At 72.5% G+C, this 11,772-nt stretch carries 11 protein-coding genes and 1 tRNA gene; 1 reads left to right on the forward strand and 11 read right to left on the reverse strand.

All coding sequences use genetic code 11. The annotated features are described in order from the left end of the window. Window positions 1-74: 74 nt before the first annotated feature. The 9 genes from ACNAVT_RS28785 to ald form a co-directional block, all read right to left on the reverse strand. A tRNA-Pro gene (locus ACNAVT_RS28785) sits at window positions 75-148 on the reverse strand. 178 nt (window positions 149-326) lie between these two features. Then, a complete protein-coding gene (gene der, locus ACNAVT_RS28790; RefSeq protein ID WP_416300750.1) occupies window positions 327-1,733 on the reverse strand; it encodes a ribosome biogenesis GTPase Der in 1,407 nt (468 codons plus the stop codon). Further along, complete coding sequence (gene cmk / locus ACNAVT_RS28795) at window positions 1,730-2,410, reverse strand: (d)CMP kinase (RefSeq protein WP_416300752.1); 681 nt, start codon at window positions 2,408-2,410, stop codon at window positions 1,730-1,732. The genes der and cmk overlap by 4 nt, the downstream gene beginning before the upstream one ends. Before the next feature lie 297 nt (window positions 2,411-2,707). After that, complete coding sequence (locus ACNAVT_RS28800; RefSeq protein WP_416300753.1) at window positions 2,708-3,478, reverse strand: pseudouridine synthase; 771 nt, start codon at window positions 3,476-3,478, stop codon at window positions 2,708-2,710. Continuing rightward, window positions 3,465-4,412, reverse strand: coding sequence for an SMC-Scp complex subunit ScpB (scpB, locus tag ACNAVT_RS28805; RefSeq protein WP_416300755.1), 948 nt, complete (start codon window positions 4,410-4,412; stop codon window positions 3,465-3,467). Before scpB ends, ACNAVT_RS28800 begins: the two co-directional genes overlap by 14 nt. 85 nt (window positions 4,413-4,497) lie before the next feature. After that, the gene (locus ACNAVT_RS28810; RefSeq protein ID WP_416300757.1) at window positions 4,498-5,457 is read right to left on the reverse strand and encodes a segregation and condensation protein A; all 960 of its coding nucleotides are present in this window, start codon (window positions 5,455-5,457) and stop codon (window positions 4,498-4,500) included. Between the two features lie 53 nt (window positions 5,458-5,510). Beyond that, on the reverse strand, window positions 5,511-6,434 hold the full coding sequence (locus ACNAVT_RS28815) for a ParA family protein (protein ID WP_416300759.1): 924 nt from the start codon (window positions 6,432-6,434) through the stop codon (window positions 5,511-5,513). Between the two features lie 190 nt (window positions 6,435-6,624). Continuing rightward, entirely contained in the window at window positions 6,625-7,617 is a 993-nt protein-coding gene (locus ACNAVT_RS28820) for a site-specific tyrosine recombinase XerD (protein WP_416300796.1), read from the reverse strand. Continuing rightward, window positions 7,614-8,729 carry an alanine dehydrogenase gene (gene ald, locus ACNAVT_RS28825; protein ID WP_416300761.1) on the reverse strand — a complete coding sequence of 372 codons (1,116 nt, stop codon included), beginning with the start codon at window positions 8,727-8,729 and terminating at the stop codon, window positions 7,614-7,616. The genes ACNAVT_RS28820 and ald overlap by 4 nt, the downstream gene beginning before the upstream one ends. Before the next feature lie 290 nt (window positions 8,730-9,019). Here ald and ACNAVT_RS28830 point away from each other — a divergent pair, with 290 nt between their 5' ends. Then, window positions 9,020-9,274 (forward strand): TM2 domain-containing protein, encoded by a 255-nt coding sequence (locus ACNAVT_RS28830; RefSeq protein WP_416300763.1) that lies wholly within the window; start codon window positions 9,020-9,022, stop codon window positions 9,272-9,274. A 71-nt stretch (window positions 9,275-9,345) separates the two neighbouring features. Here ACNAVT_RS28830 and ACNAVT_RS28835 read toward each other — a convergent pair whose 3' ends face one another. Both ACNAVT_RS28835 and ACNAVT_RS28840 read right to left on the reverse strand, forming a co-directional pair. Beyond that, a complete protein-coding gene (locus ACNAVT_RS28835) occupies window positions 9,346-9,984 on the reverse strand; it encodes an NUDIX domain-containing protein (protein ID WP_416300764.1) in 639 nt (212 codons plus the stop codon). Further along, window positions 9,981-11,741 carry a CTP synthase gene (locus ACNAVT_RS28840; RefSeq protein WP_416300765.1) on the reverse strand — a complete coding sequence of 587 codons (1,761 nt, stop codon included), beginning with the start codon at window positions 11,739-11,741 and terminating at the stop codon, window positions 9,981-9,983. Before ACNAVT_RS28840 ends, ACNAVT_RS28835 begins: the two co-directional genes overlap by 4 nt. Window positions 11,742-11,772 lie beyond the last annotated feature (31 nt).

Raw genomic sequence — 11,772 nt, forward strand, 5'->3', positions numbered from 1 at the left:
CTTGACTGTTTCAGCACAAGAGAAAGGCCGCTGACCTGGGCGTACGCCCTCGTCAGCGGCCTTTTTGCGTGCTGTCGGGACGGCCGGATTTGAACCGACGACCCCTTGACCCCCAGTCAAGTGCGCTACCAAACTGCGCCACGTCCCGATGCCCCCGCCTGGTCTCCCCTGCGGCAGCCGGTACAGCTTAGCGCAGGATCTTCGCACCGCGCGCACAGGCCCCTCCCGTGCCACGCGGGCCCACGCCACTCCCCCTAGAGCGTCCTAGGAAAGAGGCGCCGGGTGGAGTTTGGGCTCCGCCCGGCGCCTCAGGGAGGCGGGGACTGTCAGCCGTGGGCCTTGCCGCGGCCGCCCGGGCCGAGCTTCTTGCGCGGGCGTACCGAGATGTCGATCGGGGTGCCCTCGTAGCCGAACTCCTCACGGAGCTTGCGCTCGACGAAGCGCTGGTAGCCGGCGTCCAGCGGGCCGGTGGTGAACAGCACGAAGCGCGGCGGGGCCACCCCGGCCTGGGTGGCAAACAGGATGCGCGGCGCCCGACCACCGCGCACCGGGTGCGGGGTGGCCTGCACCAGGGCGGTGAGCCACTGGTTGAGCTGCGCGGTGGGGATCCGCGTCTCCCAGCTTGCCAGGGCCTTGCGCAGGGCCGGGGCGAGCTTGTCGACCGCCCGACCGGTCTTCGCCGACAGGTTGAGCCGGATCGCCCAGGGGATGCGGCGCAGCTCCCGGTCGATCTCCTTGTCCAGGTAGTACCGGCGGTCGGCGTCGACCAGGTCCCACTTGTTGAACGCGATGACCAGGCCCCGACCGGCCTCCACGACCATGGAGAGGATCCGCTGGTCCTGCTCGCTGATGACCTCGCCGGCGTCGAGCAGCACCACCGCCACCTCGGCCGCCTCGATCGCCGAGGCGGTGCGCAGGCTGGCGTAGTACTCGGTGCCGCTGGCCTTGCCGACCCGCTTGCGCAGGCCCGCGGTGTCCACCAGCTGCCAGGTCTCCCCGCCGATCTCCACCAGGCTGTCGACCGGGTCAACGGTGGTGCCGGCGACCGAGTCGACCACCGCCCGTTCCTCGCCGGAGAAGCGGTTGAGCAGGCTGGACTTGCCGACGTTGGGCCGGCCCACCAGGGCCACCCGGCGCGGGCCGCGGGGGCGGTGCTCCACCACCTTCGGGGCCTCGGGCAGGGCGTCCAGGATGGCGTCGAGCAGGTCGCCGGAGCCGCGGCCGTGCAGCGCGGAGACCGGGTACGGCTCACCGAGGCCGAGCGACCAGAGCGCGGTCGCCTCCATCTCGATATTGGCGTTGTCCGCCTTGTTCGCCACCAGGATCACCGGCTTGGCGCTGCGGCGCAGCATCTTCACCGCGGCTTCGTCCACGTCGGTCGAGCCGACCATCGCGTCGACCACGAAAAGCACCACGTCGGCGGTGGCGACGGCCGCCTCGGCCTGCGCCGCGATCGCCGCGGCCCGGTCCTTGGCGTCGGGCTCCCAGCCGCCGGTGTCCACCACGGTGAACGCCCGCCCGTTCCAGTTCGCGTCGTACGGGACGCGGTCGCGGGTCACCCCGGGGATGTCCTCGACGACCGCCTGTCGGCGGCCGATGATCCGGTTGACCAGCGTCGACTTGCCCACGTTGGGCCGGCCGACCACGGCCACCACCGGCTGCGGGCCGGACTGCTCCCCGGCGTCGAACTCCGGATCGCGCAGCTCCACCCAGCCGTCACTCGTCTCGGTCACGCCACGCCCCGCTCGGTGAGCAGGTCCCGGAGCCGGGCGACGACCTCGTCGATGCCCAGCTCGGTGGTGTCCAGCACGACCGCGTCCGCGGCCTGCTGGAGCGGGTTGACCTGGCGGGTCGAGTCGAGCTTGTCCCGGCGGGCCAGGTCGACGGCGGTCGCGGCGACATCGCTGGCGTCCTCGGCGCTTCGCCGCTGGGCGCGGGCCGCCGCGGAGGCGGTCAGGTAGACCTTCAGGTCGGCGTCCGGGGCCACCACCGAGCCGATGTCACGGCCCTCGACCACGATCCGGCCGGCGTTCTCGATCATCTGCCGCTGCCGGCCGACCAGCAGGTCGCGTACGGCCGACACGGCGGCCACGACGGAGACCGCACCGGTCACCTCGGGACCCCGGATCTCCTTCTCCACGTCGACGCCGTCAGCGACCACGCCGTACCCCTGGGGGTCGGTGCCGATGCGCAGGTCGACCTCACCGGCGACCTTGGCCACCGATTCGGCGTCGGTCAGATCGACTCCGGAGCGCAGCACCGCCCAGGTGACGGCCCGGTACATCGCGCCGGTGTCGAGGTAGCGGGCCCCGAGGCTGGCTGCGAGCCGCCGCGAGACGGTGGACTTACCCGAACCGGACGGCCCGTCCACCGCGACCACGCACCGCCCGGTCCGATCGTTCTCCCCCACCGTGTTCCTCCTCAGCCCGTACCTCGCGGGTCACCGGTGTCTCCGGCGCCGTTGAGCGGATGTGTTCCTCGTCCAATGATGCCCGCGGCCCTGGCGGACCCGCGCGGCGACGTCGCCGGGCGCGACCCGCGCCACCGCGGCCGCCCCGACAACTCCAGCTCGGCGCGTCCTGGCGCCGCGCCACGACCTGGAGCCGTCGCCGACAACTCCAGGTCGGCGCGGCCGACGCCGCGCCACGACGTGACGCCGTCGCCGACCGCGAGGAAGCCTACCGGCTGACCTACCCCGAACGGGGGGTCAGTCACCCACCGCCTTGAACAGGGCGGCGACCTCGGCGTTGGTGAGCCGTCGGGTCCGCCCGGCGCGCAGGTCGCCCAGGCGGATCGGCCCGATCGAGGTACGCGCCAGCCGACTCACCGGGTGCCCGACCTCGGCCAGCAGGCGCCGGACGATGTGCTTGCGCCCTTCGTGCAGGGTCACCTCCACCTGGGCGGTCTTGCCCAGGGTGCCCACCACCCGGAACGAGTCGACCCGCACCGGGCCGTCCTCCAGCTCGACCCCGGCGGCCAGCCGCTTGCCCAGGTTGCGCGGGATCGGCCCGGCCACCTCGCAGAGGTACGTCTTCGACACCCCGTACGACGGGTGCATGAGGCGGTGGGCGAGGGTGCCGTCGTTGGTGAGCAGCAGCAGGCCCTCGCTGTCCGCGTCGAGCCGCCCGACGTGGTAGACGCGCTGCTCCACCCGGTTGCCGAGGAAGTCGGACAGCGCGGCCCGTCCCTTTTCGTCCGCCATGGTGGAAACGACGCCGCGGGGCTTGTTCATGGCCAGGTAGACCAGGCGGGTGTCGGCCTGGAGCCGCTCGCCGTCGACGTGGATGACGTCGCGGGTCGGGTCGGCCTTGTCGCCGAGCTGGGCGACCCGGCCGTTGACGGTGACCCGGCGCCGGAAGATCAGGTCCTCGCAGGCGCGCCGCGACCCCACCCCGGCGGCGGCGAGCACCTTCTGCAGGCGCTCGGCGCTCTCGTACACGGGGGCGTCGGGTTTGGGGGCACGGTCATCGCGTCGCATCGGCAAGCTCTTCTACGTCGTCGGGCAGGAAGGGGGCCAGCGGGGGCAGGTCGTCCACCGAGTTCAGCCCCAGCTTCTCCAGGAACATCGTGGTGGTCCGGTAGAGGAACGCTCCGCTGTCGGATTCGGTGCCGCACTCCTCGACCAGTCCGCGGGAGACCAGGGTACGGAGCACCCCGTCGCAGTTGACACCCCGGATCGCGGAGACCCGCGACCGGGTCACCGGCTGCTTGTAGGCGACCACGGCCAGGGTTTCCAGCGCGGCCTGGGTGAGCCGTACCGACTGCCCGTCCAGCACGAACCGCTCCACGTAGGTGGCGTATTCCGGGCGGGTGTAGAGACGCCACCCACCGGCGGCCCGGCGCAGCTCGAAGCCGTGCCCGGCGGCGGTGTAGCCGGCGGCGATGTCGTCGAGCATCGGGCCGATCCGCTCCGGGGACTGCTCCAGCACCTGGGCGAGGATCAGCTCGCTGACCGGCTGGTCCACCACCAGCAGGATCGCCTCCAGCGCGCCCCGCAGCTCCGCGTCGTCCAGCTCCGGCGCGGGCTCCGGCGCGGGGGTCGCCCGCCGCCGCCCCGCCGGCCGCTTCTCGGGCCCGCCCGGAGCCGCGTCCTCCGCTCCCGCCGCCTCGCGCTCGCCGGGCGCCTCCAAGATCTTGGTACGGTCCGGACCCGCGTCGGGCGCCTCCGTATCAAGATCCGGAGTGGGCTCGGGCTCCGCCTCCTCGACCGTGGAGATCGGGGCAGAGATCGGCCCCTCCTGGGGCCTCTCTCCGCCAAGATCTGCGACGGGGTCGGGTTCCGAGGCGGCTGGCTCCGGCTCGGGGGGCGGCTGGTCGGCGGGGGCGGGAGCGGGGGGTGCGGGACGCTGCCACGGGGGGATCCAGGCGGCGGCCTGGTCCGCCAGGGAATCCTGGCGCTCCTCGTCGCTCATGCCGGCACTCCGCTGCGCTCCGTGCCGCCATGAGACACCACGTCGCTGCATTGATGATTCGCTCGCTGACGCTCGCTCATCGGGATCACTCCTGCGTCGTTGCCGGGTCGCCCGCCGGGGCGGCCGGGGCGGCCGGCTCCGGAGAGCCGGCGTACTCGTCGATGGTCAGTTCGGTGTCGCCGTCGGCGGGGCCGGTCCAGCGGACGGTCAGCTCCTCCAGGGCCTGCTCCTGGACGAAGGCGACCAGCCCCTGCCGGTACAGCTCCAGCAGCGCCAGGAAGCGGGCCACCACCTCCAGGGTGATCTCGCAGTCGGCGCAGAGCAGCGAGAAGGTCGCCGTGCCCGCGCGGCGCAGCCGGCCGGAGATGATCTCCGCGTGCTCCCGGACGCTGACCCGGACCATGTGCACGTGCGCGATGGACACCTCGGGCACCGGCTTCGGGGTCATCGCCTTGAGCGCCAGCTTGAGCAGGCGCTCCGGGCCGATGCCGAGCACCAGGTCGGGCAGGGCGTCGGCGTACCGGGGTTCCAGGGTGACCGCGCGGGGGTAGCGCCGGCCGCCGACCGCCTCCAGCTGGGCTAGGTGCGCCGCCGCCTCCTTGTACGCCTTGTACTGCAACAGCCGGGCGAAGAGCAGGTCCCGGGCCTCCAGCAGGGCCAGGTCCTCCTCGTCCTCCACCTCGGCGGCGGGCAGCAGCCGGGCCGCCTTCAGGTCGAGCAGGGTGGCGGCGACCAGCAGGAACTCGCTGGTCTCGTCCAGGTCCCACTGGTCGCCCATGGCCCGGATGTAGGCGATGAACTCGTCGGTGACCTTGTGCAGGGCCACCTCGGTCACGTCGAGCTTGTGCTTGCTGATGAGCTGGAGCAGCAGGTCGAACGGGCCGGTGAAGTTGTCCAGCCGGACGGTGAAGCCGCCGGACTGCTCGGTCGGGGCGGCGGGATCTGCCGGCACGACGCCGTCGAGCTCCGCGGCCAGTTCGGCGGCGGTCGCCGGGTCGGCGGCGCCGCGCGGGGCGGCGGGCGGGTCGAGGGGCGGCGCGGTCACCCGACGACCGTAGTGGACGGGCTCGCGGCACCGGCGGCCTGGTGCACCCGGTCCTACCGATCAGCCTGGGCGGCGATCACCTCGCGGGCCAGCTGGCGGTAGTTGCGGGCACCGGAGGAGGCCGGGTCGAGGGTGGTGATCGGGGCGCCGGCGACGGTCGACTCGGGGAACTTCACGGTCTTGGTGATCACGGTCTGGTAGACCTTGTCGCCGAACGCCTCCACCACCCGCTGAAGCACCTGCCGGCAGTGGGTGGTGCGGCTGTCGTACATGGTGGCGAGGATGCCTTCGAGCTCCAGGTCGAAGTTGAGCCGCTCGCGCACCTTGTCGATGGTGTCCAGCAGCAGCGCGACCCCGCGCAGGCTGAAGAACTCGCACTCCAGCGGGATGAGCACGCCGTGCGCCACGGTCAGCGCGTTGATCGCCAGCAGGCCCAGCGAGGGCTGGCAGTCGATCAGGATGAAGTCGTACTCCTTGCGGACCGACTTGAGCACCCGTGCCAGGGCCATCTCCCGGGCGACCTCGTTGACCAACTGGATCTCGGCGGCGGAGAGGTCGATGTTGGCAGGGAGCAGGTGCAGCCCGGCGACGTCGGTCTTGATCAGGACGTCCTCGGCGGTGACGTCGTCCTGCATGAGCAGGTTGTAGACCGACAGGTCGAGGTTGTGCGGGTTGACCCCAAGGCCGACAGAGAGCGCACCCTGCGGGTCGAAGTCGACCAGCAGCACCTTGCGGCCGTACTCGGCGAGCGCGGCGCCCAGGTTGATGGTGGTGGTGGTCTTGCCGACGCCACCCTTCTGGTTGGCCATCGCGATGATCCGCGCCGGGCCGTGCCGGTCGGTCGGCATCGGCTCCGGGATCGGCTTGCGCATCGTGTAGGCGGCCGGGTCGGCCGGGCCGAGGTCGCCGCCGAGCGTCGCCTGCTGCTCGCGGAGCTCCGACGTCCAGGTCTCGGCACGGTCCTCGTTGCCAGCCATGTCCTCGTTGCCCCCTCCCGACGACCACCCGGTGTCGGAGTCGTCCGACGTCCCTCGCGGCGCCGCTGCGTACCCCGGTTCGACCGCCCGTGAGGTCCACGCCGATGCCGACTGTACGCCACGCGCCAGCAGCGCGTTCGGTACCGGGTCGGCGTGTCGGGCCGCCGGCTGCCCGAAGGGTCCGAAGAGGTCAGCCGCGGGCCCGTGGGTGGGCGGTCGCGTACACCTCGCGCAGCCGCTCCACGGTGACCAACGTGTACACCTGGGTGGTGGTCACCGAGGCGTGGCCGAGCAGTTCCTGCACCACCCGGACGTCGGCGCCGCCGTCGAGCAGGTGGGTGGCGTACGAGTGGCGCAGGGTGTGCGGGGAGACCGCTTCGGGGCCGTCCACCGGCAGGCCGGCCCGCTCGGCCGCGCCGCGCAGGACGGTCCAGGCGCCCTGCCGCGTCAGCGGCCCGCCACGCGCGTTGACGAAGACCGCCGGGGTGCCACGGCCGGCGGCGAGCAGCACCGGACGGCCGCGGACCAGCCAGCCGCGCAGCGCCTCGACGGCGTACCCCCCGATCGGGACGAGCCGGGTGCGGCCGCCCTTGCCGCGCAGCAGCACGGCGCCCTCGTCGGCGTCCAGGTCGTCGACGGCGACGCCGACCGCCTCGGAGATCCGCGCGCCGGTGCCGTACAGGAACTCCAGCAGTGCCCGGTCGCGCAGGGCGCGGGGCGCCGCGTCGCCGGTGGCGGTGACCGGGCCGGCGGCCTCCAGCAGCCGGACCACGTCGTCGAGCGGCAGCGCCCGGGGCAGCCGTCGCGGCGGGGTGGGCGGTCGGACGTCACGGCTGGGGTCGGCGCCGGCCAGCCCCTCGCGCAGCGCGAAGCGGTGCAGGCCCCGGACGGCGCTGGCCGCGCGGGCCGCCGAGGTCACCGCCAGCGGCGGGTGGTCGGCGTCGCCGGCGCGCAACCGGGCCAGGTGCCCCTCGACCTCGGCGGGCCCGACGGCGGCCAGGTCGGCCACCCCGGCCGCGGCCAGGGTGGCCAGGTAGCGGTCGAGGTCCCGGCGGTACGAGGCGAGGGTGTTCGTGGACAGCCCACGCTCGACGGTGAGGTGGTCCAGATAGCCCCGGACGGCACGGCGCAGGGCCGGCGCGGGCTGCCTGCCCGGGCCGGCCCCTTCCGTGGCTGTGCTCAGGCCAGCACCTCGGCCAGCGGCAGCACGTCCATGTCGTGCGCCTCGGCGACCGGGCCGTAGACGACCTTGCCGGCGTGGGTGTTCAGGCCGAGGGCGAGGGCCGGGTCGTTGCGCAGCGCCTCGCGCCAACCCTGGTTGGCCAGCTCGAGGGCGTACGGCAGGGTGACGTTGGTCAGCGCGTGGGTGCTGGTGTTCGGCACCGCCCCCGGCATGTTCGCGACGCAGTAGAAGATCGACTCGTGCACCTTGTAGACCGGGTCGGCGTGCGTGGTGGGACGCGAGTCCTCGAAGCAGCCGCCCTGGTCGATGGCGATGTCGACGAGCACGCTGCCCGGCTTCATCCGGGAGACCAGCTCGTTGGAGATGAGCTTCGGCGCCTTCGCGCCGGGCACCAGCACCGCGCCGATGACCAGGTCCGCGTCGACCACGGCCCGCTCGATCTCGTAGGCGTTGGAGGCGACCGTCTGCAGGTGGCCACGGTAGATGGCGTCGGCCTGGCGCAGCCGGGCGACGTTCTTGTCCAGCAGCAGCACCTCGGACTGCAGGCCGAGCGCGATCGCGGCGGCGTTCATCCCGGAGACGCCGGCGCCGATGACCACGGTCTTGGCCGCGTACACACCGGACACGCCACCCGGCAGCACGCCCCGGCCGCCGCCGGTGCGCATCATGTAGAAGGCGCCCACCTGCGGGGCGAGCCGACCGGCCACCTCGGACATGGGGGCGAGCAGCGGCAGCGAACGGTCGGGCAGCTCGACGGTCTCGTACGCGATGCCGGTGACCCTTCGGTCGAGCAGCGCGTCGGTGCACTCCCGGGAGGCGGCCAGGTGCAGGTAGGTGAAGAGCACCTGCCCCTCGCGCATCCGGTGGTACTCCTCGGCGATCGGCTCCTTGACCTTGAGCACCAGCTCGGCGGCGTCCCAGACCTCGTCGGCGGTGGCGAGGATCTTCGCGCCGGCGGCGGCGAACTCGTCGTCGGTGATGGTGGATCCGACGCCCGCGCCGGACTCGACGAAGACCTCGTGGCCGTGGCGGGTGAACTCGTTGATGCCCGCGGGTGTGATCGCCACCCGGTACTCGTGGTTCTTGACCTCGCGGGGGATTCCGACCTTCACGATGCAGACACCTTCCTCGGGGCTGCTCGTCCCCGACTGTGCGGCGCCGCAGCGGCCCCATTGCCGACACGGTCCACCGGTCCCGCCGGCGGCAGTCTAGGCGCGTGGGGACTCCGCGGAGGCCAGCACAGTGGCATCCGGTGCCCGGTCGTCCTGACGATGTGTCAGGCATGGGCCGGGCCGGGCGGTGGAGACCGCCTCAGCCGTCAGGACAATCTTCGGTAAATATCCTCGCATTGTGGGGGCGGCGATGCGGACAGGACGGCCGTGGATCACTAAGGTGTCCGCTCATGACCACTCCCCCTTATCAGCAGCACCCGCAGGGTGTCTCGGACAAGAGCAAGGTTGTCGCGGGCATCCTCGGCATCCTGCTGGGCTGGCTCGGTGCCGGCCGCTTCTACATGGGCGACACCAAGACCGGTGTGCTCCAGCTCGTGGTGAGCCTCGTAACCTGTGGTGCCGGCGGCATCTGGGGCTTCATCGACGGCATCCTGATCCTGGTCAAGGGTGGCGTCGACGGCCAAGGCCGCCCGCTGCGCGACTGAGCGGCGACACCACGGAATAAAAGGGCCGCGCGGTGCTGACACCGCGCGGCCCCTTCGTCGTCGGACCCCGCTCAGCGGGGCAGCGGCACCTCCGCCCGGCGCAGCTCTGCGAACCCGGTCTCCCGGGCCCGGGCGGCGGCGAGCAGCCCGGCCACGCAGGCGGCGTTGGTGATCTCCCCCGCGAGGACCATCCCGACCGCCTCGTCGAGGTCGATCCGGACGACCTGGAGGTCGGCCTCCTCGTCGCGCCGGTCGTGCCGCTGATCGGCGGGCACGTCGGCGAGGTCGCGGGCCAGGAAGACCCGGACCACCTCGTCGGAGAAGCCCGGCGAGCTGTGCAGGTCGACCAGCACGTCGATGGCGCCGGCGGTCAGGTCGGCCTCCTCGGCCAGTTCCCGGGCCGCCGCGGCGGCCAGGTCCTCGCCGCTGACGTCCATCAGCCCGGCCGGCAGTTCCCACAGGTGCCGGCCGACCGGGTGCCGGTACTGCCGGATCAGCACCACCTGTCCGGCGTCGTCCAGCGCCACCACGGCCACCGCGCCGACGTGCCGCACGTAGTCCCGGGAGGCGGTGCCGCCGCCGGGCATGGTGACGTCGTCGCTGACCACCGAGAAGATCCGGCCGGACCAGATCTCGCGGTGGTCGGTCACCTCGTACCGGTGCTCGACCGCGCTGCTGGGCCCGGCGGCCTGCTCGCTCCGCCCGCTCACGACGCGGATGCCGCCTTCGCCGCGGTGGCGCCGCCGGTGCGACTCGCCTTCTTCGCCGCCGGGGCCCCCGCCGACGCGGCTTCCAGGTCGACCGGGAGCTGGTCGGCCTCGGAGCACGCGACGGCGGCCTTGACGAACGCGGCGAACAGCGGGTGCGGCCGGGTCGGCCGGCTCTTCAACTCCGGGTGCGCCTGGGTGGCCACGAAGAACGGGTGCAGGCTCCGGTCCAGCTCGATGAACTCGACCAGGCGGCCGTCCGGCGAGGTGCCGGAGAATCGCAGACCGGCCTTGGTGAGCTGGTCACGGTACGCGTTGTTCACCTCGTACCGGTGCCGGTGCCGCTCGCTGACCTCGGTGCTGCCGTACGCGTCCGCGACCAGCGAGCCCTCGGCCAGCTTCGCCGGGTACGCCCCGAGCCGCATGGTGCCACCCAGGTCGCCCTTGCCGGCGACGATGTCCTCCTGGTCGGCCATCGTGGCGATGACCGGGTGCTTGGCCTCCTCGTCGAACTCCAGCGAGTTCGCCCCGTCGAGGCCGGCCAGGTGGCGGGCCACCTCGATGGTCATGCACTGCAGGCCGAGGCAGAGGCCGAGCAGCGGGATGCCGTTCTCCCGGGCGTACCGGGCGGTGCCGATCTTGCCCTCGATGCCCCGGACGCCGAAGCCGCCGGGGATCACGATGCCGTCCACCCCCGCGAGGGCGGCCGCCGCGCCGGCCGGGGTGACGCAGTCGTCGCTGGGCACCCAGCGCAGCTGCACGCGGGCCCGGTGGCCGAAGCCGGCGGCCCGGATCGCCTCGCTCACCGAGAGATAGGCGTCGGGCAGGTCGACGTACTTGCCGACCAGCGCCACGGTCACCGTGTGCAGCGGCTGGTGCACCCGGTCCAGCAGGTCGTCCCAGCGGGTCCAGTCGACGTCGCGGAAGGAGACGCCGAGCCGCCGCACCACGTACGCGTCGAGGCCCTCGCGGTGCAGCACCTTCGGGATGTCGTAGATGCTCGGCGCGTCCGGGGCGGCGGTGACCGCCTCCCGGTCCACGTCGCAGTACAGGGAGAGCTTCTCCTTGACCTTGTCCGGGATGTCCCGGTCGCAGCGCAGCACCAGGGCGTCCGGCTGGATACCGATGCTGCGCAGCTGCGCCACCGAGTGCTGGGTCGGCTTGGTCTTCAGCTCGCCCGACGGCGCCAGGTAAGGCACAAGCGAGACGTGCAGGTAGAAGCAGTTGTCCCGGCCCAGGTCGTGGCGGACCTGACGGATCGCCTCCAGGAACGGCAGCGACTCGATGTCGCCGACCGTGCCGCCGACCTCGGTGATCACCACGTCGGGGACCTGGCCGTCGGCGTCCGGCTCGGCCATGCCGAGGATCCGCGACTTGATCTCGTTGGTGATGTGCGGGATGACCTGGACGGTGTCGCCGAGGTACTCGCCGCGCCGCTCCTTGGCGATCACGGCCGAGTAGATCTGCCCGGTGGTGACATTCGCCTTGCCGGACAGGTCCCGGTCCAGGAACCGCTCGTAGTGGCCGACGTCGAGGTCGGTCTCGGCGCCGTCCTCGGTGACGAAGACCTCGCCGTGCTGGAACGGGTTCATCGTCCCCGGATCGACGTTGAGGTACGGGTCGAGCTTCTGCATCACCACGCGCAGCCCGCGCGCGGTCAGCAGGTTGCCGAGGCTGGAGGCGGTGAGGCCCTTACCCAGCGAGGAGGCGACGCCCCCGGTGACGAAAATGTGCCTGGTCGTCCGTGCTGAAGGGGCCAAGGCCTGCTCCCGTGTCGTCCGTCGCGGTCGT

The organism is Micromonospora sp. SL4-19 (assembly GCF_047921475.1).
Taxonomy (GTDB): domain Bacteria; phylum Actinomycetota; class Actinomycetes; order Mycobacteriales; family Micromonosporaceae; genus Micromonospora.

Excerpts from the sequence above, each read along its gene's own strand:
- ACNAVT_RS28830 (WP_416300763.1), top strand. The coding sequence starts at position 9,020 with ATGACCACTCCCCCTTATCAGCAGCACCCGCAGGGTGTCTCGGACAAG.
- ACNAVT_RS28815 (WP_416300759.1), bottom strand. The coding sequence starts at position 6,434 with ATGGCTGGCAACGAGGACCGTGCCGAGACCTGGACGTCGGAGCTCCGC.
- scpB (WP_416300755.1), bottom strand. The coding sequence starts at position 4,412 with ATGAGCGACGAGGAGCGCCAGGATTCCCTGGCGGACCAGGCCGCCGCC.
- ACNAVT_RS28800 (WP_416300753.1), bottom strand. The coding sequence starts at position 3,478 with ATGCGACGCGATGACCGTGCCCCCAAACCCGACGCCCCCGTGTACGAG.